The sequence below is a fragment of the Leclercia sp. genome (assembly GCF_036780805.1).
GTDB lineage: Bacteria > Pseudomonadota > Gammaproteobacteria > Enterobacterales > Enterobacteriaceae > Enterobacter.
In genome coordinates, this window is record NZ_DAIQCE010000014.1 from 62,799 (window position 1) to 85,927 (window position 23,129).

General features: G+C 56.8%; 21 protein-coding genes. 15 read left to right on the forward strand and 6 right to left on the reverse strand.

The window, feature by feature from the left end:
- Window positions 1-7 precede the first annotated feature (7 nt).
- The 3 genes from V7Q49_RS21140 to V7Q49_RS21150 all read right to left on the reverse strand — a co-directional run bounded on the left by V7Q49_RS21140 (window position 8) and on the right by V7Q49_RS21150 (window position 4,269).
- Window positions 8-1,471, reverse strand: coding sequence for a glycoside hydrolase family 1 protein (locus tag V7Q49_RS21140; protein ID WP_333854897.1), 1,464 nt, complete (start codon window positions 1,469-1,471; stop codon window positions 8-10).
- A complete protein-coding gene (locus V7Q49_RS21145; protein ID WP_333854899.1) occupies window positions 1,471-3,282 on the reverse strand; it encodes a beta-glucoside-specific PTS transporter subunit IIABC in 1,812 nt (603 codons plus the stop codon). The genes V7Q49_RS21140 and V7Q49_RS21145 overlap by 1 nt, the downstream gene beginning before the upstream one ends.
- Before the next feature lie 180 nt (window positions 3,283-3,462).
- Window positions 3,463-4,269, reverse strand: a complete 807-nt coding sequence (locus tag V7Q49_RS21150) for a dienelactone hydrolase family protein (protein ID WP_333854901.1) — start codon at window positions 4,267-4,269, stop codon at window positions 3,463-3,465.
- Between the two features lie 251 nt (window positions 4,270-4,520).
- Here V7Q49_RS21150 and udp point away from each other — a divergent pair, with 251 nt between their 5' ends.
- The 9 genes from udp (at window position 4,521) to tatD (ending at window position 12,397) form a co-directional block, all read left to right on the forward strand.
- Window positions 4,521-5,282 (forward strand): uridine phosphorylase, encoded by a 762-nt coding sequence (udp, locus tag V7Q49_RS21155; protein ID WP_045417628.1) that lies wholly within the window; start codon window positions 4,521-4,523, stop codon window positions 5,280-5,282.
- A 139-nt stretch (window positions 5,283-5,421) separates the two neighbouring features.
- The gene (gene rmuC, locus V7Q49_RS21160; RefSeq protein ID WP_333854905.1) at window positions 5,422-6,876 is read left to right on the forward strand and encodes a DNA recombination protein RmuC; all 1,455 of its coding nucleotides are present in this window, start codon (window positions 5,422-5,424) and stop codon (window positions 6,874-6,876) included.
- Window positions 6,877-6,935: 59 nt separating this feature from the next.
- On the forward strand, window positions 6,936-7,691 hold the full coding sequence (ubiE, locus tag V7Q49_RS21165) for a bifunctional demethylmenaquinone methyltransferase/2-methoxy-6-polyprenyl-1,4-benzoquinol methylase UbiE (RefSeq protein WP_032615102.1): 756 nt from the start codon (window positions 6,936-6,938) through the stop codon (window positions 7,689-7,691).
- 13 nt (window positions 7,692-7,704) lie between these two features.
- Window positions 7,705-8,310 carry a ubiquinone biosynthesis protein UbiJ gene (gene ubiJ, locus V7Q49_RS21170; RefSeq protein WP_333854907.1) on the forward strand — a complete coding sequence of 202 codons (606 nt, stop codon included), beginning with the start codon at window positions 7,705-7,707 and terminating at the stop codon, window positions 8,308-8,310.
- A complete protein-coding gene (ubiB, locus tag V7Q49_RS21175) occupies window positions 8,307-9,947 on the forward strand; it encodes a ubiquinone biosynthesis regulatory protein kinase UbiB (RefSeq protein WP_333854909.1) in 1,641 nt (546 codons plus the stop codon). The genes ubiJ and ubiB overlap by 4 nt, the downstream gene beginning before the upstream one ends.
- A 76-nt stretch (window positions 9,948-10,023) precedes the next feature.
- On the forward strand, window positions 10,024-10,278 hold the full coding sequence (gene tatA / locus V7Q49_RS21180; protein WP_032615095.1) for a Sec-independent protein translocase subunit TatA: 255 nt from the start codon (window positions 10,024-10,026) through the stop codon (window positions 10,276-10,278).
- Between the two features lie 3 nt (window positions 10,279-10,281).
- The gene (gene tatB / locus V7Q49_RS21185; protein WP_333854911.1) at window positions 10,282-10,809 is read left to right on the forward strand and encodes a Sec-independent protein translocase protein TatB; all 528 of its coding nucleotides are present in this window, start codon (window positions 10,282-10,284) and stop codon (window positions 10,807-10,809) included.
- Window positions 10,810-10,811: 2 nt separating this feature from the next.
- On the forward strand, window positions 10,812-11,573 hold the full coding sequence (gene tatC, locus V7Q49_RS21190) for a Sec-independent protein translocase subunit TatC (protein ID WP_333854913.1): 762 nt from the start codon (window positions 10,812-10,814) through the stop codon (window positions 11,571-11,573).
- 41 nt (window positions 11,574-11,614) lie between these two features.
- Window positions 11,615-12,397, forward strand: a complete 783-nt coding sequence (gene tatD, locus V7Q49_RS21195; RefSeq protein WP_333854915.1) for a 3'-5' ssDNA/RNA exonuclease TatD — start codon at window positions 11,615-11,617, stop codon at window positions 12,395-12,397.
- Here tatD and rfaH read toward each other — a convergent pair.
- On the reverse strand, window positions 12,394-12,885 hold the full coding sequence (gene rfaH / locus V7Q49_RS21200; protein ID WP_333854917.1) for a transcription/translation regulatory transformer protein RfaH: 492 nt from the start codon (window positions 12,883-12,885) through the stop codon (window positions 12,394-12,396). The genes tatD and rfaH overlap by 4 nt on opposite strands.
- Before the next feature lie 183 nt (window positions 12,886-13,068).
- Between rfaH and ubiD the strand changes: the two genes are divergently transcribed.
- Together ubiD and fre are read left to right on the forward strand one after the other, a co-directional pair.
- A complete protein-coding gene (gene ubiD / locus V7Q49_RS21205; protein WP_333854918.1) occupies window positions 13,069-14,553 on the forward strand; it encodes a 4-hydroxy-3-polyprenylbenzoate decarboxylase in 1,485 nt (494 codons plus the stop codon).
- A 43-nt stretch (window positions 14,554-14,596) separates the two neighbouring features.
- Window positions 14,597-15,298, forward strand: a complete 702-nt coding sequence (gene fre / locus V7Q49_RS21210) for an NAD(P)H-flavin reductase (RefSeq protein WP_262660751.1) — start codon at window positions 14,597-14,599, stop codon at window positions 15,296-15,298.
- Between the two features lie 182 nt (window positions 15,299-15,480).
- Here fre and fadA read toward each other — a convergent pair whose 3' ends face one another.
- Window positions 15,481-16,644 (reverse strand): acetyl-CoA C-acyltransferase FadA, encoded by a 1,164-nt coding sequence (gene fadA / locus V7Q49_RS21215; RefSeq protein WP_333854921.1) that lies wholly within the window; start codon window positions 16,642-16,644, stop codon window positions 15,481-15,483.
- A gap of 9 nt (window positions 16,645-16,653) precedes the next feature.
- Window positions 16,654-18,843, reverse strand: coding sequence for a fatty acid oxidation complex subunit alpha FadB (gene fadB / locus V7Q49_RS21220; RefSeq protein ID WP_333854929.1), 2,190 nt, complete (start codon window positions 18,841-18,843; stop codon window positions 16,654-16,656).
- 187 nt (window positions 18,844-19,030) lie between these two features.
- On the opposite strand from fadB, the gene pepQ reads away from it, so the two are divergent.
- From pepQ to hemG, 4 genes are read left to right on the forward strand one after another with little or no spacing between them, the layout of a single operon-like run.
- The gene (gene pepQ / locus V7Q49_RS21225) at window positions 19,031-20,362 is read left to right on the forward strand and encodes a Xaa-Pro dipeptidase (RefSeq protein WP_333854931.1); all 1,332 of its coding nucleotides are present in this window, start codon (window positions 19,031-19,033) and stop codon (window positions 20,360-20,362) included.
- Complete coding sequence (locus tag V7Q49_RS21230; RefSeq protein WP_333854923.1) at window positions 20,362-20,976, forward strand: IMPACT family protein; 615 nt, start codon at window positions 20,362-20,364, stop codon at window positions 20,974-20,976. Before pepQ ends, V7Q49_RS21230 begins: the two co-directional genes overlap by 1 nt.
- A 40-nt stretch (window positions 20,977-21,016) precedes the next feature.
- On the forward strand, window positions 21,017-22,468 hold the full coding sequence (trkH, locus tag V7Q49_RS21235) for a Trk system potassium transporter TrkH (RefSeq protein WP_142487485.1): 1,452 nt from the start codon (window positions 21,017-21,019) through the stop codon (window positions 22,466-22,468).
- Between the two features lie 12 nt (window positions 22,469-22,480).
- Complete coding sequence (hemG, locus tag V7Q49_RS21240; protein WP_333854925.1) at window positions 22,481-23,023, forward strand: menaquinone-dependent protoporphyrinogen IX dehydrogenase; 543 nt, start codon at window positions 22,481-22,483, stop codon at window positions 23,021-23,023.
- The last annotated feature ends 106 nt before the right edge of the window (window positions 23,024-23,129 follow it).

Sequence of the window (23,129 nt, forward strand, 5' to 3'; positions counted from 1 at the left end):
TGGCCGGTTAGCTCATGTCTGCGCCATTGCTGGCGATCACTTTTTTGTACCACCAGAAGGAGTCTTTTTTCAGGCGTTTCAGCGTGCCGTTACCTTCATCATCCTGATCGACATAGATAAAGCCGTAGCGCTTGGACATCTGCGAGGTGCCCGCACTGATAATGTCGATGCATCCCCAGGTGGTGAATCCCATCACATCCACCCCTTCATTTATAGCTGCCAAAGTTTGCTCGAAGTGGGCGCGGAAATAGTCGATGCGATAGCTGTCGTGGATCGCACCGTTTTCGACGACATCCTTCGCGCCGAGGCCGTTCTCCACGATAAACAGCGGCTTCTGGTAACGGTCGTACAGCTCCAGCAGGGAGATTTTCAGTCCGACAGGGTCAATCTGCCAGCCCCATTCGGACGCCGGCAGGTACGGGTTTTTCACCCCAAGAACAGTATTTCCCGGGATGCGCTCAACGTCCGGCTGGGTCGATTCGGTCATCGACATGTAGTAGCTGAAGGAGACAAAGTCGACGGTATGATCCTTTAAAATCTGCCGATCTTCAGCCTGCATCGCGATCTGAATGTCCCGACGTGCCAGATCGCGCAGGATCAGCGGCGGATATTCGCCAAACACCTGCACATCAGCGTAGAAGTAGTTCTCCAGATTCTTTTTCAGCGTCGCTTCCACATCTTCCGGGCGGCAGCTGTGCGGATAGGTGGTGAGTTTGGTCAGCATGCATCCGACCTGGCTGCCCGGGATTTTAGCGTGGCAGTCGCGCGTCACCAGCGCAGAGGCGACAAACTGGTGATGCAAACCCTGATAGATATCCTGCTGGGCTTTGCCCGGCGCGCTTTTCTCTTCCCGGATACCCGCTGTGGTAAAGGGGTGGCGGTGAATGCTGTCGATCTCATTGAACGTCAGCCAGTAGCGGACCAGATCTTTGTAGCGGTCGAAGCAGACGTTGCTGAAGCGCACGAAGGCATCCACCACGTTACGGTGCACCCAGCCGTTATATTTTTCGCTCAGGGCCAGCGGCATTTCGTAGTGGGAGAGAGTCACCAGCGGCTCAATATTATGGCGACGCAGCTCGCGGAACATCTCTTCATAAAACTGCAAACCCGCCTCGTTTGGCGCGGCGTCTTCACCGGTCGGGAAGATACGTGACCAGGCAATCGACACCCGCAGCACGGTATAGCCCATCTCGGCAAAGAGGGCGATATCCTCCTTATAGTGGTGGTAAAAATCGATGCCGCGGCGTTTCGGGTACAACGCATCATTTTTACCTTCAAACGCGTCGCGGATGTTCTCGTCCGTCAGCGCCATATGGCCGCTGTAATCCTTCACGGACAGGTTGGGCTTCCAGGTGATGGCGTCAGCAACGGAAGGCCCTTTGCCATCCACGTTCCATGCCCCTTCAGCCTGATTAGCGGCTATCGCGCCGCCCCATAAAAAACCTTGCGGAAACGGGAGGGATTTCTCCATTACACGGACTCCTTAAGCGTCATGATGATATGCGGATTTGGATTCTTATCGTCGGTATTACCTGGTGTCAGCGAAAAGCGTTCGCCGTTAGTGACCACCATCATCACCACCGGATCGAGCCCGGCGGCAGCAATGGTGTCGAGTGAAAATTCAATCAGCGTGTCACCGCTTTTAACATGCTGGCCCTCCACCACCCGTGGGGAGAAGCCTTCGCCCTGTAGCCTGATGGTGTCGATGCCGATATGGAAAATCAGTTCGACGCCCGCGTCGGTGAGCAGGCTCAGGGCATGACCGCTGTCAAATACGTTCACAATGGTTCCATCCGCCGGGGCCCGCAGCACGCCCTGGGAAGGGATAATCGCAATCCCGTCGCCCATGATTTTGCGGGAGAAAACGTCATCGTTAACCTTCTCAAGCGGGATAATCTGCCCTTCAACCGGGCGGGTGAAGCTCAGCGCGTCGCTGTTTTCAGCCGCTTTATCGCGCCACAGCACGAAGGCGCTGATAAAGGCCACGGCAAAGGATAATCCCGCTCCGGCAAAGGCCCAGACGATGTTCATGGGGTTATCCGGGGAGACAAACATTGAGATGCTGGCAAGGCCAGGGCCCACGAGGGCAAAGGCCTCAATCGCCATCCAGCCGATAAAGGCTCCGCCGACAATACTGCCGAGGATCACGCTGTAGAGCGCTTTTTTATTCAGCAGCGTCACGCCATACAGCGCCGGTTCGGTAATGCCGAACAGGGCGGAGATCCCGGCGGAGAAGGCGGTGGATTTCAGCACCTTATCTTTGCTTTTGAGCGCAATCGCCAGGCATGCGCCGGACTCGGCAATATTGTGCGCCAGAGACGCAGGCAGATAGAGCATCTCGCGCCCAAACTGGCTCATGGAGGCCACGGCGTAGGGCAGCATCGGCTTGTGCATCCCGGCGGCGACCATAAAGGGCAGGGCGGCGGCCAGCAGCCCGGTGGCGACAAAGCCCAGCTTGCCGTAGAGCCATAAAATCACCGTTGCCAGGCCAGCCCCCAGCTCGTAACCCAGCGGGCCCAGGATCAGCAGCGTGACCGGGACCGTCACCAGCAGTGAGAGCATCGGCGAGAGGAAAATGCGCAGCGCGCCGGGGGAGTAGCGGTTGAACAACTTCTCCGTCTGGGCGTAAAAAAGCACGCACAGAATCGCCGGAAACACCTGAGAGGCGTAGGCCACGTTACGCAGATCGAACGACATAAACGCCGCCCCGTCTGCCAGCTGTTTGGTCATTGCCGGCAGCACCATTACGGAAACCGCCGAGACGGCCACCAGCACGTTCACTTTTAGCTTCATCGCCGTGGTGATCGCCACCAGAATAGGCAGAAAGTAGAGCGGCGCGGAGCCGATATTATCCAGGACCTTGTAGGTCGAACTGTCCCGGCTGAGCCAGCCCATCACATCCAGCAACAGCAGCAGCGATTTCAGGACGCCGCCACCGGCAATGGCAGGCACCAGGGGCTGAAAAACGCTGATCACAAAATCGACCACTTGCGCCCCACGGCTGGTTTTGACAGGCGCATGGTGCCCGCCCGCCTGAGGTGAACCCACCAGTGAGCGCACCGCCTCAAAGACCTGCACCACTTCGTGACCAATAATCACTTGGCACTGCACGTTCACGCGCACGCCCAGCACGCCGTCGACCTTTGCCAGCGCTGCTTCGTTCACTTTGCCATTGTCGTACAGACTCAGCCGCAAGCGGGTCGAGCAGTGTTCGATATGTTCGATATTCTCAGCACCGCCGACCTGGGCGATGATTTCCAGCGCTGTTTGCAAGTGGTTCATGTTCTGGCCCCTGTCCCCAGAGCAAAAAAAAAGACCTGAACCCCCTCTCCGCTCGAAAACGGAGAGGGGGTTCAGGTCTTGCCTACGGATCGTAGTTACACGCCTGTGGGTTTTATATCGTCCAGATTGTGTATAAAAGTCAAACAGTCACCTCACTTTGCGTAGCGAAATGTGAGCCGCTTAACCTTTTTTAGCGCCGTACTGCTGGAACCACGCCAGCATCCGCTGCCAGCCATCTTTGGCCGATTCCGCGTGATAGCTCGGGCGATAATCGGCGTTAAAGGCGTGTCCGGCTCCCGGATAAACCACAATTTCCGCCGTTGCGTTTGCCGCGCGCAGCGCATGACGCATGGTCTCTACCGTATCCAGCGGGATCCCGGTATCTTCTGCGCCATAGAGTCCGAGGACGGGCGCGTTCAAATCGGTCGCAATATCGACCGGATGCTTCGGTGAATTCAGCGACTTTTCGCCCACCAGCTTGCCATACCACGCCACGGCAGCTTTCAGCTGCGGGTTGTGCGCGGCATACAGCCAGCTGATGCGTCCGCCCCAGCAGAAGCCGGTTGCCAGCAGACGATGGGGATCGCCACCGTTGCGCGCCGCCCAGTTGGCGACATGGTCGAGATCCGCCAGCACCTGCGCGTCCGGCACTTTACTTACCAGATTGCTGAACAGGGTGGGAATGTCGTTGTAATCGTTCGGATCGCCCTGACGGAAATAGAGCTCAGGCGCGACGGCCAGATAGCCTTCCAGCGCCAGACGACGGCAGAGATCGCGAATATGCTCGTGTACACCAAAAATTTCCTGAATCACGATGACGATCGGCAATTCCCCTTGCGCATTTTTGGGCCGGGCATGGTAAGCGGGCATATTATCGCCCTGAGTCGGAATGGAGGTTTCCCCGGCGGTAATCGCCTCGTCGGGAGTGGTGACAACGGTTGAGGTCTGCAGGTCAGCAGCAGGGGCAAATCCAGATGTTCCAGTCATGGCATTCTCCGTACCAATTAGCGCAAAAGTAAATATAGTCCGCAGGTTAACAATCCACAGTGCCCGAAACAGGCTATCTTTTGTGCAACAGATAACGATATAACTCGTTAATGTGATGTTAATCACTATTTCATGGTAATTAACTGCAATCAATTTTATTCATGGTGATGTCTGTCACGAAACTAAGCCGCTTCCTTCGGTAAAGTACCGCTTTGCTTCTGCTGACAAACTGACCCACAGAGGAGTTTTCTATGTCTAAGTCTGATGTTTTTCATCTCGGCCTCACTAAAAACGATTTACAAGGGGCTACGCTCGCTATCGTCCCTGGCGATCCTGAGCGTGTGGAAAAGATCGCCGCGCTGATGGATAAGCCGGTTAAGCTGGCAGCCCATCGCGAATTTACGACCTGGCGGGCAGAGCTGGATGGCAAAGCGGTGATCGTGTGCTCTACCGGTATCGGTGGCCCGTCTACCTCTATTGCCGTTGAAGAGCTGGCGCAGCTGGGCATCCGTACTTTCCTGCGTATCGGTACAACCGGTGCGATCCAGCCGCACATCAACGTTGGCGATGTGCTGGTCACTACCGCGTCCGTGCGTCTGGACGGCGCGAGCCTGCACTTTGCGCCAATGGAGTTCCCGGCAGTGGCCGATTTCGAATGCACCACCGCGCTGGTGGAAGCCGCGAAATCCGTTGGTGCGACCACGCACGTTGGCGTGACCGCCTCCTCTGATACCTTCTACCCGGGCCAGGAGCGCTACGATACCTTCTCTGGTCGCGTAGTCAGCCGTTTCAAAGGCTCGATGGAAGAGTGGCAGTCTATGGGCGTGATGAACTACGAAATGGAATCTGCCACGCTGCTGACCATGTGCGCAAGCCAGGGTCTGCGTGCCGGTATGGTTGCGGGTGTGATTGTTAACCGTACCCAGCAAGAGATCCCGAACGCCGAGACCATGAAGCAGACCGAAAGCCACGCGGTGAAAATCGTGGTGGAAGCGGCCCGCCGCCTGCTGTAATTTCCCCTTTTCTTTGCCAAAGGCCGACCTGTTCGGCCTTTTTCTTTGCGTAGCGCCTCGCAGAAAACCCTTTTCAAACTGGACGTTTATACAGCACAATTCTATTTTGTGCGGGTCATACCTTGATGCAGGGGGCGTCGTGGATATTTCCATCCTTTTTTATGCCGTTATTGCGCTGGTCAGCGTCGGCGTGGGCTGGTTGTTCGCCAGCTATCAGCATGCGCAGCAGAAGGCCGATCAGCTTGCCGAACGTGAAGAGATGGTGGCCGATCTCAGTGCATTACGACAGAACATAGCCCAGAGCGGACACTGGCGCGACGAATGCGAGCTGCTCAACAACGAGCTGCGCAATTTGCGGGATATCAATACCTCGCTGGAAGCCGACCTGCGCGAAGTCACCACCCGGCTGGAGTCCACCCAGCTGCATGCGGAAGACAAAATTCGCCAGATGATGAACAGCGAACAGCGCCTGAGCGAGCAGTTCGAAAACCTCGCCAACCGTATTTTTGAGCAGAGTAACCGCCGCGTCGATGAACAAAACCGCCAGAGCCTGAACGGCCTGCTGTCGCCCCTGCGCGAACAGCTGGACGGCTTTCGTCGTCAGGTGCAGGACAGCTTTGGCCAGGAGGCGCGGGAGCGGCACACGCTGGCCCATGAAATCCGCAACCTCCAGCAGCTGAATGCCCAGATGGCGCAGGAGGCAATCAACCTCACTAAGGCCTTGAAAGGCGATAATAAAACCCAGGGCAACTGGGGCGAAGTGGTTCTGACCCGCGTGCTGGAGGCCTCTGGCCTGCGCGAGGGCCACGAATATCAAACCCAGGTCAGTATTGAAACCGAGACCCGCGCGCGGATGCAGCCCGACGTCATTGTCCGTCTGCCGCAGGAGAAGGACGTGGTCATCGACGCCAAAATGACCCTGGTGGCCTATGAGCGCTACTTCAACGCCGAAGACGACTACACCCGCGAGTCGGCGCTGCAGGAGCATATCGCCTCGGTGCGTAACCATATCCGCCTGCTGGGGCGCAAAGACTATCAGCAGCTGCCCGGCCTGCGTTCGCTTGATTACGTGCTCATGTTTATCCCGGTTGAACCGGCCTTCTTACTGGCGCTGGACCGCCAGCCGGAGCTGATCTCCGAGGCGCTGAAAAACAACATCATGCTGGTCAGCCCTACCACGCTGCTGGTGGCGCTGCGCACCATTGCTAATCTGTGGCGCTATGAGCATCAGAGCCGCAATGCCCAGCAGATTGCCGATCGCGCCAGCCGGCTGTATGACAAAATGCGCCTGTTCGTCGATGACATGTCGTCGGTGGGGCAGAGCCTGGATCGCGCCCAGGATAACTACCGTCAGGCGATGAAAAAGCTGGCCTCCGGGCGCGGCAACTTGCTGGCGCAGGCCGAATCGTTCCGTAGCCTGGGTGTGGAAGTAAAACGCGAGATTAATCCGGAATTGGTCGAACAGGCTACGTCGCAGGATGAAGAGTACCGGCTGCGCAGTGACGAGCCAGTTCAAAATACAAACAATACCTTAGCAGACGCGCAGGCGTCGGCAGACCCCCTGGAGCGTTATTCCGGGGTGGTTGAATCGTAGGGCAAATGCGCCCAATCTGTTACACTTCTCAAACATTTGACTGATAAGCAGGCTCTGAGATGGTTGAAGATTCACAAGACACAACGCACTTTGGCTTTCAGACTGTCGCTAAAGCGCAGAAAGCTGACATGGTGGCCCACGTATTCCATTCCGTGGCGGCGAAGTACGATGTAATGAATGACCTGATGTCATTCGGCATTCATCGCTTGTGGAAGCGCTTCACTATTGACTGTAGCGGCGTGCGTCGTGGACAAACCGTGCTGGATCTGGCCGGCGGCACCGGCGACCTGACAGCGAAATTCTCGCGTCTGGTAGGCGAAACGGGCCGCGTTGTGCTGGCTGATATCAACGACTCCATGCTGAAAATGGGTCGTGAAAAGCTGCGCAATATCGGCGTGGTCGGCAACGTTGAGTATGTCCAGGCGAACGCGGAAGCGCTGCCTTTTCCGGATAACACCTTTGACTGCATCACCATCTCTTTCGGTCTGCGTAACGTCACCGATAAAGAGAAAGCGCTGCGTTCCATGTACCGCGTGCTGAAACCGGGTGGACGTCTGCTGGTGCTGGAGTTCTCGAAACCGATTATCGAGCCGCTGAGCAAAGCCTACGACGCCTATTCGTTCCACATTCTGCCGCGCATTGGCGAAATGGTGGCGAACGACGCAGACAGCTATCGCTACCTGGCTGAATCCATCCGTATGCACCCAAATCAGGACACCTTAAAAGCCATGATGCAGGATGCAGGCTTTGACAATGTTGACTACTTCAACATGACGGCAGGCGTTGTCGCGCTGCATCGCGGTTATAAGTTCTGAGTGGAGGTGGCAAATGCCGTTTAAACCCTTGATCACAGCCGGTGTGGAAAACGTACTGAATACCTTTCTGTACCGGTCTCCTGCGCTGAAAACGGCGCGTCAGCGTCTGAACGGCAAAGTGCTGCGGGTAGTGTTAAAAGAGTTTTCGACCCCGCTGGTGCTGGTGTTCAGCGAGCGTCAGCTCGATGTGCTGGGGGAGTGGGAAGGCGAGGCCGACTGCTCCGTCATCACCCATATGAACACGCTGCCCAAACTGCGCGATCGCCAGCAGCTTACCGCCCTGATCCGCAGCGGCGAGCTGGAGGTCGAAGGCGACATCCAGGTGGTGCAAAATTTCGTCGCGCTGGCCGATCTGGCCGAATTTGACCCGGCTGAACTGCTGGCACCCTGGACTGGCGATATTGCCGCCGAGGGGATCGGTAAAGTGCTGCGCGGCGGGGCCTCGTTGCTGAAGAAGGGTTTTCAGCGCCAGCAGCGCTATGCCGCAGAAGTCCTGACCGAGGAGTGGCGCATGGCGCCGGGGCCGCTGGAAGCGGCATGGTTCGCAGAAGAGACCGCCGCGGTTGCGCGTTCGGTTGATGCACTGACAAAACGGCTTGAAAAACTGGAGGGCAAATGACGCCTGGTGAAATTCGGCGCCTCTACTTTATCATCCGCACCTTTTTAAGTTACGGGCTCGACGAGCTTATCCCCCGGATGCGCATCACACTGCCGCTGCGTATCTGGCGGCGAACGCTATTCTGGATGCCAAATCGCCATCAGGACAAACTGCTTGGTGAGCGACTGCGTCTGGCGCTTCAGGAGCTGGGGCCTGTCTGGATCAAGTTCGGCCAGATGCTCTCCACCCGTCGTGACCTGTTTCCGCCTATGATCGCCTATCAGCTGGCGATGCTACAGGATAAAGTTGCCCCGTTCGATGGCAAGCTGGCAAAGCAGCAGATCGAAAAAGCGATGGGCGATATCCCGGTTGAGACCTGGTTTGGTGATTTCGACATTCAGCCGCTGGCTTCGGCCTCCATTGCGCAGGTTCATACCGCACGACTGAAAGAGAATGGCAAAGAGGTGGTCATCAAGGTGATCCGCCCGGACATTCTGCCGATCATCAGAGCCGACATGAAGCTCATCTACCGCCTGGCCCGCTGGGTGCCGCGTCTGCTGCCGGATGGCCGCCGCCTGCGCCCGATGGAAGTGGTACGCGAATATGAAAAGACGCTGATTGATGAGCTGAACCTGCTGCGTGAATCGGCCAACGCCATTCAGCTGCGCCGCAACTTTGAAAACAGCCCGATGCTGTATGTGCCGGAAGTCTATTCCGACTACTGCAGCCAGGACATGATGGTGATGGAGCGTATCTACGGGATCCCGGTCTCGGACGTCGCGACCCTGGAAAAGCAGGGTACCAACATGAAGCTGCTGGCCGAACGTGGCGTGCAGGTCTTCTTCACTCAGGTGTTCCGCGACAGCTTCTTCCACGCCGACATGCACCCGGGCAATATCTTCGTCAGCTACGAGCATCCGGAAGATCCTCAGTATATTGGCATCGACTGCGGTATCGTCGGCTCGCTGAACAAAGAAGATAAGCGCTATCTGGCCGAGAACTTTATCGCCTTCTTCAACCGTGATTATCGTAAAGTGGCCGAGCTGCACGTCGATTCCGGCTGGGTTCCGCCGGATACCAACGTTGAAGAGTTTGAGTTCGCCATTCGTACGGTCTGTGAGCCTATTTTCGAGAAGCCGCTGGCTGAGATCTCGTTCGGCCATGTGCTGCTGAACCTGTTCAATACTGCCCGCCGCTTTAACATGGAAGTGCAACCCCAGTTAGTTTTACTTCAGAAAACATTACTTTACGTTGAAGGGGTGGGGAGACAGCTCTATCCTCAGTTAGACTTATGGAAAACGGCAAAACCATTCCTGGAGTCGTGGATCAAAGACCAGGTGGGCCTTCCCGCGCTGGTGCGTTCCCTTAAAGAGAAAGCACCGTTCTGGATTGAAAAAATGCCCGAAATTCCTGAGCTGGTGTATGACAGTTTGCGTCAGAGCAAAAACTTGCAGCACAGCGTGGATAAAATTGCCCGCGAGTTGCAAACCAACCATGTGCGTCAGGGGCAGTCCCGGTATCTGTTTGGCATTGGGGCGGTACTGTTGTTAAGCGGCACGCTGCTGCTGATCAATCGTCCTGAGTGGGAGCTCATGCCTGCCTGGTTGATGGCGGGTGGCGTGGTTGTCTGGTTAGCCGGATGGCGTAAAACGCGCTGAATTGCGTCGCACTAGCAGGGCCGCGTAACGTATAATGCGGCCTGCTTAATTAATCATCTACAACTGGGGAAGATGTATGGGTGGTATCAGTATCTGGCAATTGTTGATCATTGCCGTCATCGTCGTGCTGCTGTTCGGTACTAAAAAACTCGGTTCTATCGGTTCCGATCTCGGCGCGTCCATCAAAGGCTTCAAGAAAGCGATCAAAGATGATGACGAAAAGCAGGATAAATCCAGCCAGGATGCGGATTTCACTGCTAAATCTATCGCCGATAAACAAGACGATGCCAAAAAGGAAAATGCTAAACGCCACGATAACGAGCAGGTGTAATTCGTGTTCGATATCGGTTTTAGTGAACTGCTGCTGGTCTTCGTGATTGGCCTCATTGTCCTGGGGCCACAACGTCTGCCTGTGGCGGTAAAAACGGTGGCAGGCTGGGTACGTGCGCTGCGATCGCTGGCGACAACGGTGCAAAATGAGCTGGCCCAGGAGCTTAAGCTGCAGGAGTTTCAGGACAGCCTGAAAAAGGTTGAAAAGGCGAGCATGGAAAACCTGACGCCGGAACTGAAAGCCTCGATGGACGAACTGCGCGAAGCGGCAGAATCCATGAAGCGCTCCTACAGCATCAACGATCCGGAAAAAGCGAGCGATGAAGCCAATACCATTCGCAACCCGCTGGTCAAAGATAACGAAGCGCAGTATGAAGGCGTAACGCCTGCCACTGCTGAGCATCAGGCCACGGCACCCGAACAGGCGCCAGCCGAGCCGGTGACCCCAAACCAAGAACCGACGCCAGCACCCGCAGAGAAAAAGCCTGCGCCCGCTGCTGAGGCGTCCCCCTCGTCGAGTGATAAAGCGTAAACATGGCAGTAGATGAAACTCAACCGCTGATTGCGCACCTGATCGAGCTGCGTAAACGCCTGCTGAACTGCATTATTGCGGTTTGCCTCATTTTTTTATGCCTGGTCTATTTTGCCAATGACATCTATCAGGTGGTCTCTGCGCCGCTGATTAAGCAGATGCCGCTCGGGGCAACCATGATTGCCACCGACGTGGCGTCGCCCTTCTTCACGCCGATTAAGCTGACCTTCTGGGTGTCGCTGATTGCCTCTGCGCCGGTGATCCTCTATCAGGTCTGGGCCTTTATTGCTCCCGCGCTGTACAAGCATGAACGCCGCCTGGTGATCCCGCTGCTGGTCTCCAGCTCGCTGCTGTTTTATATCGGCATGGCCTTCGCCTACTTCGTGGTCTTCCCGCTGGCGTTTGGCTTCCTGGCAAATACCGCGCCGGTAGGGGTCCAGGTCTCGACCGATATCGCCAGTTATCTTAGCTTCGTAATGGCGCTGTTTATGGCCTTCGGCGTGGCGTTTGAGGTGCCGGTTGCCATCGTGCTGCTCTGCTGGATGGGGATCACCACCCCTGAAGAATTACGCAAAAAACGGCCTTACATTCTGGTGGGTGCCTTTGTTGTGGGCATGTTGTTAACGCCGCCGGACGTCTTCTCGCAAACCCTGCTGGCGATCCCGATGTATTGCCTGTTTGAGGTCGGCGTCTTCTTCTCGCGCTTCTATACCGGCAAGCGACGAGAAGATCACGACGAAGAGTCCGAAGGAACAGAAGAATAATACCAACCGCCCGCCAGGGCGGTTGTCATATGGGAGCCAGTATGTTTGATATCGGTCTGAACCTGACCAGCCCGCAGTTTGCCCAGGATCGTGACGAGGTAGTGGCCAGAGCCGCCGCTGCCGGGATCAACGGCTTACTGCTGACGGGCACCAACCTGCACGAAAGCGAGCAGGCGCGGCAGCTGGCGCAGCGCTACGAGCGCTGCTGGTCAACCGCGGGCGTCCACCCGCACGATAGCAGCCAGTGGACCGCGGAGAGTGCCGACAGGGTCCGGGCCTTAGCCGCAGCGCCTGAGGTAGTGGCTATCGGCGAGTGTGGTCTCGACTTTAATCGCAACTTCTCTACCCCTGCTGAACAGGAGCATGCTTTTAGCGCCCAGCTGGCGTTAGCGGCGGAGCTGGGCATGCCGGTGTTTATGCACTGCCGTGACGCTCACGAACGTTTTCTGGCGCTGCTGGAACCCTGGCTGGACAAGCTGCCCGGGGCGGTGCTGCACTGTTTTACCGGCACGCGCGAGGAGGCGATAGCCTGTCTGGATCGCGGCTTGTATCTGGGGATTACCGGCTGGGTCTGCGATGAACGCCGTGGGCTGGAGCTGCGCGAGCTGCTGCCGGTGATTCCTGCCGATCGTCTGCTCGTGGAGACCGATGCGCCTTATTTGCTGCCGCGCGATCTCCGTCCCAAACCGGCATCGCGACGCAATGAACCGGCCTATCTGGGGCATATCATTGAACGGGTCGCCCACTGGCGCGGCGAAGAGGCCCAGTGGCTGGCAGCGCAGACGGATGACAACGTGCGTCGTCTGTTTGGCGTCGACTTTTAAACTTTGCGGAAGCTGGTATTTTTCACGCTCTGCTTCACTTCTTTATTCAATAAGTTCAGCAGCAGCATGGAGCGGGCTTCACCGTCCGGCTCAGCGAAAATGGCCACCAGCCCTTCAAAGGCCCCTTCGGTGATCACCACATCGTCGCCGGAGAAGGGGGTATCGGGATCGGTAATGCCTTCAGGCTGTTTATAGACCGAGAGCTGGTGGATCACGGAAGAGGGCACCGTGGCAGGATGCGCGCCAAAGCGCACGAAGTGGCTGACACCGCGCGTCGCATTGATGGTGGTGGTGTGGATCACTTCGGGGTCGAATTCAACAAACAGGTAGTTAGGGAACAGCGGCTCACTGACGGTGGTGCGTTTACCACGAACCATTTTTTCCAGCGTGATGACAGGCGTCAGACAGTTCACCGCCTGGCGTTCCAGATGTTCCTGAGCACGCTGAAGTTGCCCACGCTTGCAATACAGTAAATACCAGGCCTGCATAATGACTCTTTTCCGCTTGTTATGCCGGCAAGCATATCAAAACCCTGGCGGGATCGCTAAGCTGATTATACTGGCCGTACGCAGAAGAAGCCGTGAATCTTCACGCTTATTTAACAAAAATACAGCATCAGGCAGTCTTACGCCGTATAATGAAACGCTTACAGAGAGAGCTTGACTAACTGCATGAAATACAACGATCTACGCGACTTCCTGGAACTGCTGGAAAAGCAGGGCGAACTCAAACGTATCACCCTACCTGTCGATCCTTACCTGGAGATGACAGAGATTGCCGACCGCACGCTGCGCGCGGGTGGGCCAGCGCTCCTGTTTGAAAACCCGAAAGGCTACACCATGCCGGTGCTCTGCAACCTGTTTGGCACACCCAAACGGGTGGCGATGGGAATGGGGCAGGAGGATGTCAGCGCGTTGCGTGAAGTGGGTAAGCTGCTGGCCTTTTTAAAAGAGCCTGAGCCGCCAAAAGGGTTTCGCGATCTCTTCGATAAGTTGCCGCAGTTTAAGCAAGTCCTGAACATGCCAACCAAACGTCTGCGCGGCGCGCCCTGCCAGCAGAAAATCCTGGAAGGCGATGCGGTCGATCTGACGCGCATTCCGATCATGCAGTGCTGGCCCGAAGACGCTGCCCCGCTGATTACCTGGGGTCTGACCGTGACGCGCGGTCCGCACAAAGAGCGCCAGAATCTCGGGATCTATCGTCAGCAGCTGATTGGTAAGAATAAATTGATTATGCGCTGGCTGTCGCATCGCGGCGGCGCGCTTGATTTCCAGGAGTGGTGCGCGGCCCGTCCGGGTGAACGCTTCCCGGTCGCCGTGGCGCTGGGTGCCGATCCGGCCACCATTCTCGGTGCCGTTACCCCGGTGCCGGACACTCTGTCAGAGTACGCCTTTGCCGGCCTGTTGCGCGGTACCAAAACCGAAGTGGTGAAGTGCGTTTCTAACGATCTGGAAGTGCCTGCCAGCGCCGAAATCGTGCTCGAAGGCTACATCGAAGCAGGTGAGATGGCGCCGGAAGGGCCTTATGGCGACCACACCGGCTATTACAACGAAATCGACAGCTTCCCGGTGTTTACCGTGACGCACATTACCCAGCGTGAAGATGCCATTTACCACTCCACCTATACGGGACGTCCGCCGGATGAACCTGCGGTGCTCGGCGTGGCGCTGAACGAAGTGTTTGTGCCGATCCTGCAAAAGCAGTTCCCGGAAATTGTGGATTTCTATCTGCCGCCGGAAGGCTGCTCCTATCGCCTGGCGGTGGTGACCATCAAGAAGCAGTATGCGGGTCACGCTAAACGGGTGATGATGGGCGTATGGTCTTTCCTGCGCCAGTTTATGTATACCAAGTTTGTGATCGTTTGCGATGATGACGTCAACGCCCGGGACTGGAATGACGTGATCTGGGCCATTACCACCCGTATGGATCCGGCACGCGATACCGTGTTAGTAGAAAACACGCCGATAGATTACCTGGATTTTGCCTCGCCGGTTTCCGGTCTTGGCTCAAAAATGGGACTGGATGCCACCAATAAATGGCCCGGCGAAACCCAACGTGAATGGGGTCGTCCGATCAAAAAGGATCCTGAGGTGACTGCGCGAATTGACGCGATCTGGGATGAACTGGCCATAATGAATAACGGTAAAGACGCCTGAATGCGGCCGTTATGCCCTATTGACTTCCCGACAGAGAGAGCGAATGACAACCTTAAGCTGTAAAGTGACTTCGGTAGACGCTATCACCGACACCGTATATCGCGTCCGTTTAGTACCTGAATCGGCGTTCTCCTTCCGCGCTGGCCAGTATTTAATGGTGGTGATGGATGAGCGGGATAAGCGCCCTTTCTCAATGGCCTCGACGCCGGATGAGCAAGAGTTTATCGAGCTGCACATTGGGGCGTCTGAGCTCAACCTGTATGCGATGGCGGTAATGGATCGCATCCTGAAAGAGAACGAGATCGAAATCGATATTCCGCACGGTGAAGCCTGGCTGCGCGATGACGAAGAGCGTCCGCTGATCCTGATTGCGGGCGGCACCGGCTTCTCCTACGTTCGCTCTATTCTGCTGACGGCGCTGGCGCGTAACCCGGACCGTGACATCACTATCTACTGGGGTGGCCGCGAAGCGAAGCATCTCTACGATCTCTCCGAGCTGGAAGCGCTGAGCGTGACCCATCCGAACCTGCGGGTTGAGCCGGTGGTTGAGCAGCCGGAAGAGGGATGGCGCGGTCGCAGCGGTACCGTGTTAACGGCTGTGCTGCAGGATCATGGCACGCTGGTGAACCACGATATCTATATTGCCGGTCGGTTTGAGATGGCGAAAATTGCCCGGGACCTGTTCTGCAACGAACGTAACGCCCGTGAAGATCGTCTGTTCGGCGACGCATTTGCCTTTATCTGATAAGAAAAAACCCGCCCCTGACAGGCGGGAAAACGGCAACTAAACCTTTCCCCGGCATCATTCACGCTGCCTCTTTGTTGGCTGCCTTTGCTCACCCCGGTCACATAGTTAACTATGCTCCCGGGGATTCGCGCAGTTGCCGCCGCGATGCAACGCGAATGATTTAGGGGAATATTCTTCGATTACACCCTCTCAAATACCGTCGCGATCCCCTGACCCAGGCCGATACACATGGTCGCCAGACCAAACTGGGCGTCCTTGCGTTCCATCAGGTTGATAAGCGTAGTGCTAATACGCGCCCCGGAACAACCCAGCGGGTGACCCAGTGCAATGGCACCGCCGTTGAGGTTAATCTTCTCGTCGATCTGATCCATCAGGCCCAGATCCTTAATGCACGGCAGGATCTGCGCGGCGAAGGCTTCGTTCATCTCGAAGAGGTCGATATCGCTTGCGGAGAGCCCGGCTTTTTTCAGCGCCAGCTTTGAGGCTGGTACCGGGCCGTAACCCATGATGGACGGATCGCAACCCACCACCGCCATCGAGCGGATACGGGCGCGCGGCGTCAGGCCCAGCTCGCGGGCGCGACTTTCGCTCATCACCAGCATCGCCGCCGCACCATCGGAGAGAGCAGAAGAGCTGCCCGCCGTCACGGTGCCGGTTACCGGATCAAAAGCCGGTTTCAGCGTCGAAAGTGCTTCAACGGTGGTTTCAGGACGGATCACTTCGTCGAAGTAGAACTGCTTCAGCACGCCATCGGCGTCGTGACCGCCGGTCGGCAGAATTTCATTTTTGAACGCGCCGGACTGCGTCGCGGCCCAGGCACGTGCGTGGGAGCGGGCGGCAAAGCTGTCCTGCATTTCACGGCTGATACCGTGCAGGCGGGAGAGCATTTCTGCCGTCAGGCCCATCATGCCCGCCGCTTTTGCTACGGTGCGGCTCATGCCGGGGTGAAAATCGACGCCGTGATGCATCGGCACGTGACCCATGTGCTCCACGCCGCCAATCATGCACACCTGCGCATCGCCGGTCATGATCATGCGTGCCGCATCGTGCAGGGCCTGCATTGACGAACCGCACAGGCGGTTGACGGTGACAGCCGGTACCGAATGCGGGATTTCCGCCAGCAGCGCTGCGTTACGGGCAATGTTAAAGCCCTGCTCCAGCGTCTGCTGCACGCAGCCCCAGTAGATATCGTCGAGCGCGGTGGCGTCCAGCGCCGGGTTGCGCGCCAGCAGGCTACGCATTAAATGTGCGGAGAGATCTTCCGCGCGCACGTGACGAAATGCGCCGCCCTTCGAACGGCCCATCGGGGTGCGAATTGCATCGACAATGACAACCTGTTCCATTGTGACTCCTTAAGCCGTTTTCAGTGCGCCAACCGGACGGGCCGGCTCAACCTGTGGATAGTACGCTTCGTTATTACGCGCTTTGGTACGCAGACCTTCCGGAGCCTGATACAGCGCGCCGAGATGCTCATACTGCTGCGTCATATCCAGATAGCGGGCGCTGCCCAGCGTATCCAGCCAGCGGAACGCGCCGCCGTGGAACGGAGGGAAGCCCAGGCCGTACACCAGCGCCATATCCGCTTCCGCAGGGCTGGCGATGATGCCCTCTTCGAGACAGCGCACCACTTCGTTGACCATCGGGATCATCATGCGGGCAATAATCTCTTCATCGCTGAAATCGCGCTTCGCGTGGCTGACCTCTGCCAGCAGGCTATCCACGGCTGCATCTTCCTCTTTCTTCGGCTTGCCTTTGCTGTCTTCTTTATAACGCCAGAAGCCAAGACCGTTTTTCTGACCGTAGCGGTTCGATTCGAACAGGGCGTCGATGGCATCGCGGTAATCTTTCTGCATCCGCTGCGGGAAGCCTGCCGCCATCACCGCCTGGGCGTGATGCGCGGTATCAATGCCAACCACGTCCAGCAAATAGGCCGGGCCCATCGGCCAGCCAAACTGTTTTTCCATCACTTTGTCGATCTTGCGGAAATCCGCTCCGTCGCGCAGCAGCTGACTGAAACCAGCAAAGTACGGGAACAGCACGCGGTTGACGAAGAAGCCCGGGCAGTCGTTAACCACGATCGGGGTTTTGCCCATCTTGCTGGCCCAGGCCACGACTTTGGCGAGGGTTTCGTCAGAGGTTTTCTCTCCGCGGATCACTTCAACCAGCGGCATACGGTGCACCGGGTTAAAGAAGTGCATACCGCAGAAGTTTTCCGGGCGCTTCAGGACGCTGGCCAGTTCGCTGATTGGAATGGTGGAGGTGTTGGAGGCCAGAACGGTATCCGGGCGGACCTTGTCTTCCGTCTCTGCCAGTACCGCTTTTTTCACTTTCGGGTTTTCGACCACCGCTTCGACGACCACATCCACGCGATCGAAACCGCTGTATTCCAGGGTCGGATGAATCGTGGAGATTACGCCGGAGAGCTTCAGGCCATCGATCTTGCCGCGTTCGAGCTGTTTGTTCAGCAGCTTGGCTGCTTCGGTCATGCCCAGGGTCAACGACTTCTCGTTGATGTCTTTCATCACCACCGGCACGCCTTTCCAGGCCGACTGATAGGCGATGCCGCCGCCCATAATGCCTGCGCCCAGAACCGCCGCCTGTTTTGGCGTCTCGACATTTTTGGTGAGCTGCTTCGCTTTGCCTTTCACGAACTGATCGTTAAGGAAAATACCGACCAGCGCGCGGGCTTCGTTGGTGTGAGCCAGCGGGACGAAACTTTGGTTTTCTAATTTGAGTGCTTCGTCACGGCCCAGTCGTGCGGCAGCTTCGATGGTTTTCACCGCGGTGATCGGCGCCGGATAGTGTTTACCCGCCGTCTGCATCACCATGCCTTTGGCGATGGTGAAACTCATGGTGGCTTCAATTTTACTTAAGTGCAGCGGGTCCAGCTTCGGCTGACGTTTCGCTTTCCAGTCGAGGTCGCCGTTGATCGCCTGGCGCAGAATGGCCAGCGCCCCTTCATGCAGTTTTTCAGGCTTAACCACACCGTCCACCAGACCGAGTTTTAACGCCTGATCGGCACCCACGTCTTTACCGGCGGCAATGATCTCCAGGGCGCTGTCGGCACCCAGCAGGCGCGGCAGTCGGACCGAACCGCCAAAGCCTGGCATAATGCCCAGCTTGGTTTCCGGCAGGCCGATACGCAGATCTGGAGTCGCCAGACGGTAATCGGTCGCCAGCACGCATTCGCAGCCGCCGCCGAGCGCATAACCGTTGACCGCAGCAATCGTCGGGACCGGCAGATCTTCCAGGCGGTTAAAGACGCTGTTGGCAAAATGCAGCCACTGGCTCAGCTGCTCCTGGGGTACCAGGAACAGGGAGAGGAATTCGGTGATGTCTGCGCCAACGATGAATGCCGCTTTTTCGGAACGCAGCAGCAGACCTTTTAAGTCGGCTTGTTTTTCAAGTACGTCCAGCGCATGGCCAAGGCTGGCCACGGTTGCAGTGTCTAGTTTATTCACTGAGCCGGGGGCGTCGAACACCAGTTCGGCAATGCCACCTTCCAGCCAGTCTACGTACAGGGTGTCGCCTTTGTAGAGCATGTCGGTCTCCTGAATCCAGCAATTGGATCTGGTCATACCAGATGATTCGGAGTGTGGGTTTTGTGTTAATGAAATGCAAATTAGTCATTAAATAATTGTAGGTCTGATCACGCTCGGCGGAGATCACGCAGCCTTTCTGAGGTGTGCTAAGATGCGGTGACTTGAGGTCAAAACAAAAGGAAGAATGATGGACTCACTGGCCGCGCTGTATAAAAATCACATTGTTACGTTACAGGAACGTACCCGCGACGTACTGGCTCGCTTTAAGCTGGATGCCTTACTCATCCACTCCGGCGAGCTGTTTAATGTCTTTCTCGACGATCACGCCTATCCCTTCAAAGTTAACCCGCAATTTAAAGCCTGGGTGCCGGTAACTCAGGTTCCCAATTGCTGGTTGCTGGTGGATGGCGTGAACAAGCCAAAACTGTGGTTCTATCTGCCGGTGGATTACTGGCACAACGTGGAACCGCTGCCAACCTCCTTCTGGACGGAAGACGTTGAGGTGATTGCCCTGCCGAAAGCAGACGGCATTGGCAGCCAGTTACCGGCCGCCCGCGGCAACATTGCCTATATTGGCCCGGTACCGGAGCGTGCGCGCGGTCTGGAGATCGCTGCGGATAACATCAACCCGAAAGGCGTTATCGACTATCTGCACTACTACCGCTCCTATAAGACCGACTATGAGCTGGCGTGCATGCGCGAAGCGCAAAAAACGGCGGTCAACGGCCACCGTGCGGCGCACGAAGCCTTCCTGTCCGGCATGAGCGAGTTCGACATTAACCAGGCCTACCTGACCGCCACCGGCCATCGTGATACCGATGTACCGTACAGCAACATTGTGGCGCTGAATGAGCATGCCGCGGTGCTGCACTACACCAAACTCGATCACCGCGCGCCGTCCGAAATGCGCAGCTTCCTGCTGGATGCCGGTGCAGAGTACAACGGCTATGCCGCTGACCTGACCCGCACCTGGGCCGGCAACAGCGATACCGAATTCGCCCAGCTGATCAAAGATGTGAATGAAGAGCAACTGGCCCTGATCGCCACCATGAAGGCCGGGGTGAGCTACGTGGATTACCACGTTCAGTTCCATCAGCGCATTGCGAAGCTGTTGCGTAAGCATCAGATCGTCAGCGATATGAGCGAAGAGGCGATGGTGGAAAACGACCTCACCGGGCCGTTTATGCCGCACGGTATCGGCCATCCGCTGGGTCTGCAGGTACACGACACCGCTGGCTTTATGCAGGATGACACCGGTACCCATCTGGCGGCGCCGTCCAAATATCCTTACCTGCGCTGCACCCGCATCCTGCAGCCGCGCATGGTGCTGACCATCGAGCCGGGCATCTACTTCATCGAGTCTCTGCTGGCGCCGTGGCGCGAAGGGCAGTTCAGCAAGCACTTCAACTGGCAGAAAATTGAGGCGCTGAAGCCGTTTGGTGGTATCCGTATCGAAGATAACGTGGTGATCCACGAAAACGGTACGGAAAACATGACGCGAGATCAGAAGCTGGCGTAATGGAAAGCTGGCTCATACCGGCAGCGCCGGTCACCTTTACGGAAGAGATCAAAAAGAGCCGTTTTATCACGCTGTTGGCCCATACCGACGGCGTGGAGGCGGCAAAAGCCTTTGTTGAGTCAGTACGGGCAGAACATCCTGACGCCCGCCACCACTGCGTGGCGTGGGTGGCCGGGCCGCCCGACGATTCACAGAAGCTCGGGTTCTCGGATGATGGTGAACCGGCAGGCACGGCGGGCAAACCGATGCTCTCTCAGCTCATGGGCAGCGGCGTTGGCGAAATCACCGCCGTCGTGGTGCGTTACTACGGCGGCGTTTTATTAGGAACGGGCGGGCTGGTTAAGGCCTATGGCGGCGGAGTCCAGCAGGCGCTGAATCATCTGACAACGATCCGCAAAACGCCACTTACCGAATATACTTTATTGTGCGATTACGCCCAGTTATCCGGCATCGAAGCGTTGCTGAAGCAATATCAGGGCCTGATTGTGCACAGTGATTACCAGGCGACGGTGCAATTGCGTGTGGCGCTACCCCAGGCGTCGCTTCCGGTATTCTCAGCAAAACTGGCTGATTTTAGTCGTGGTGCGTTGCAATTACGGCCGATTGAAGAATAATCCCCACCTTACTTATTGAATACCTAAGGAAGCGGCAGAGATGCATTTTCGTGCCATAACCCGAATCGTTGGATTGCTGGTCATACTCTTTTCCGGGACGATGATCCTCCCCGGACTGGTGGCGCTTATTTATCGGGATGGTGCGGGCCGGGCCTTTACGCAGACCTTTTTCGTCGCGCTGATGATTGGCTCCCTGCTGTGGTGGCCTAACCGCCGTGAGAAAGGGGAGCTGAAATCCCGCGAAGGCTTCCTTATCGTGGTGCTGTTCTGGACCGTGCTGGGCAGCGTGGGGGCATTGCCCTTCATCTTTTCTGAACAGCCCAACCTGACCATCACCGACGCGTTCTTTGAATCCTTTTCCGGGCTGACCACCACCGGGGCCACCACGCTGGTGGGGCTGGATTCGCTGCCCCATGCCATCCTCTTTTACCGGCAGATGTTGCAGTGGTTCGGCGGCATGGGGATCATCGTATTAGCCGTGGCGATCCTGCCGATTCTGGGCGTCGGGGGGATGCAGCTCTACCGGGCAGAGATGCCAGGGCCGCTGAAAGATAATAAGATGCGCCCACGTATCGCCGAGACGGCCAAAACCCTGTGGCTTATCTATGTGCTGCTGACGGTTGCCTGCGCGCTGGCGCTGTGGTTTGCCGGCATGCCGGCCTTTGATGCTATCGGCCATAGCTTTGCCACTATCGCGATTGGCGGGTTCTCCACCCATGATGCCAGCATCGGCTATTTTGACAGCCCGACGATTAACACCATTATCGCGGTCTTCCTGCTGATCTCCGGCTGTAACTATGGTCTGCACTTCTCTTTACTCAGTGGCCGTAACCTGAAGGTTTACTGGCGCGATCCGGAATTCCGCATGTTTATCGGCGTGCAGCTGACGCTGGTGGTGATCTGCACCCTGGTGCTGTGGCTACACGATGTCTATGCTTCGGCGGTTACTACCTTGAACCAGGCCTTCTTCCAGGTGGTGTCGATGGCGACAACCGCAGGTTTTACCACCGACAGCATTGCGCGCTGGCCGCTCTTCCTGCCGGTCCTGCTGCTCTGTTCGGCCTTTATTGGCGGCTGTGCCGGGTCGACGGGAGGCGGCTTGAAAGTGATCCGCATCCTGTTGCTGTTTAAGCAGGGCAACCGCGAGCTTAAACGTCTGGTGCATCCGAATGCGGTCTACAGCATCAAGCTGGGTAACCGCGCGCTGCCGGAACGTATTCTCGAAGCGGTGTGGGGCTTCTTCTCCGCCTACGCACTGGTCTTTATCGTCAGCATGCTGGCGATTATCGCGACGGGCGTGGATGACTTCTCGGCGTTTGCCTCCGTTGTGGCGACATTGAATAACCTGGGACCCGGTCTTGGCGTGGTTGCAGATAACTTTGCCAGCATGAATCCGACCGCGAAGTGGATCCTGATTGCCAACATGCTGTTCGGGCGTCTTGAGGTCTTTACGCTGTTGGTCCTCTTTACGCCAACATTCTGGCGCGAATAAAGGAAGCCATTTGTGAAAACACTCATTCTATTTTCAACGCGCGACGGACAAACGCGCGAGATTGCCGCTTTTCTGGCTTCTGAGTTAAAAGAGCAGGGCATCTATGCCGACGTCATCAACCTGAACCGCACCGAAGAGATTGCATGGCAGGAGTATGACCGTGTGGTGATCGGCGCCTCCATCCGCTACGGCCATTTCCATCCAGCGGTGGATCGCTTTGTGAAAAAGCATACGGCAATACTGAACAGCCTGCCGGGCGCGTTCTTCTCCGTGAACCTGGTGGCGCGTAAAGCGGAAAAGCGCACGCCGCAGACTAACAGCTATACGCGTAAGTTTTTGTTGAACTCGCCCTGGAAGCCAACTGCCTGTGCCGTCTTTGCCGGCGCGCTGCGTTACCCACGCTATCGCTGGTACGATCGCTTTATGATCCGTCTTATTATGAAGATGACCGGCGGCGAAACGGATACACGCAAAGAGGTGGTCTACACCGACTGGCCTCAGGTCTCTATTTTCGCACGAGAAATCGCGCAATTAACCGGCAATCCGCGGCTTTAATAAACGTAAAGATTGAAAAGTAAGCGAACGAAAAAGTTTTTGAGATTTATGCTTGTCACCGCCGGAGAACTCCCTATAATGCGCCTCCACTGACACGGAACAACGG

What these genes read in the sequence shown, in the direction of transcription:
- V7Q49_RS21140 (WP_333854897.1), bottom strand. Translation starts at nt 1,471, where the DNA reads ATGGAGAAATCCCTCCCGTTTCCGCAAGGTTTTTTATGGGGCGGCGCG.
- V7Q49_RS21145 (WP_333854899.1), bottom strand. Translation starts at nt 3,282, where the DNA reads ATGAACCACTTGCAAACAGCGCTGGAAATCATCGCCCAGGTCGGCGGT.
- V7Q49_RS21150 (WP_333854901.1), bottom strand. Translation starts at nt 4,269, where the DNA reads ATGACTGGAACATCTGGATTTGCCCCTGCTGCTGACCTGCAGACCTCA.
- udp (WP_045417628.1), top strand. Translation starts at nt 4,521, where the DNA reads ATGTCTAAGTCTGATGTTTTTCATCTCGGCCTCACTAAAAACGATTTA.
- ubiE (WP_032615102.1), top strand. Translation starts at nt 6,936, where the DNA reads ATGGTTGAAGATTCACAAGACACAACGCACTTTGGCTTTCAGACTGTC.
- ubiJ (WP_333854907.1), top strand. Translation starts at nt 7,705, where the DNA reads ATGCCGTTTAAACCCTTGATCACAGCCGGTGTGGAAAACGTACTGAAT.
- ubiB (WP_333854909.1), top strand. Translation starts at nt 8,307, where the DNA reads ATGACGCCTGGTGAAATTCGGCGCCTCTACTTTATCATCCGCACCTTT.
- tatA (WP_032615095.1), top strand. Translation starts at nt 10,024, where the DNA reads ATGGGTGGTATCAGTATCTGGCAATTGTTGATCATTGCCGTCATCGTC.
- tatC (WP_333854913.1), top strand. Translation starts at nt 10,812, where the DNA reads ATGGCAGTAGATGAAACTCAACCGCTGATTGCGCACCTGATCGAGCTG.
- tatD (WP_333854915.1), top strand. Translation starts at nt 11,615, where the DNA reads ATGTTTGATATCGGTCTGAACCTGACCAGCCCGCAGTTTGCCCAGGAT.
- rfaH (WP_333854917.1), bottom strand. Translation starts at nt 12,885, where the DNA reads ATGCAGGCCTGGTATTTACTGTATTGCAAGCGTGGGCAACTTCAGCGT.
- ubiD (WP_333854918.1), top strand. Translation starts at nt 13,069, where the DNA reads ATGAAATACAACGATCTACGCGACTTCCTGGAACTGCTGGAAAAGCAG.
- fre (WP_262660751.1), top strand. Translation starts at nt 14,597, where the DNA reads ATGACAACCTTAAGCTGTAAAGTGACTTCGGTAGACGCTATCACCGAC.
- fadA (WP_333854921.1), bottom strand. Translation starts at nt 16,644, where the DNA reads ATGGAACAGGTTGTCATTGTCGATGCAATTCGCACCCCGATGGGCCGT.
- fadB (WP_333854929.1), bottom strand. Translation starts at nt 18,843, where the DNA reads ATGCTCTACAAAGGCGACACCCTGTACGTAGACTGGCTGGAAGGTGGC.
- pepQ (WP_333854931.1), top strand. Translation starts at nt 19,031, where the DNA reads ATGGACTCACTGGCCGCGCTGTATAAAAATCACATTGTTACGTTACAG.
- V7Q49_RS21230 (WP_333854923.1), top strand. Translation starts at nt 20,362, where the DNA reads ATGGAAAGCTGGCTCATACCGGCAGCGCCGGTCACCTTTACGGAAGAG.
- trkH (WP_142487485.1), top strand. Translation starts at nt 21,017, where the DNA reads ATGCATTTTCGTGCCATAACCCGAATCGTTGGATTGCTGGTCATACTC.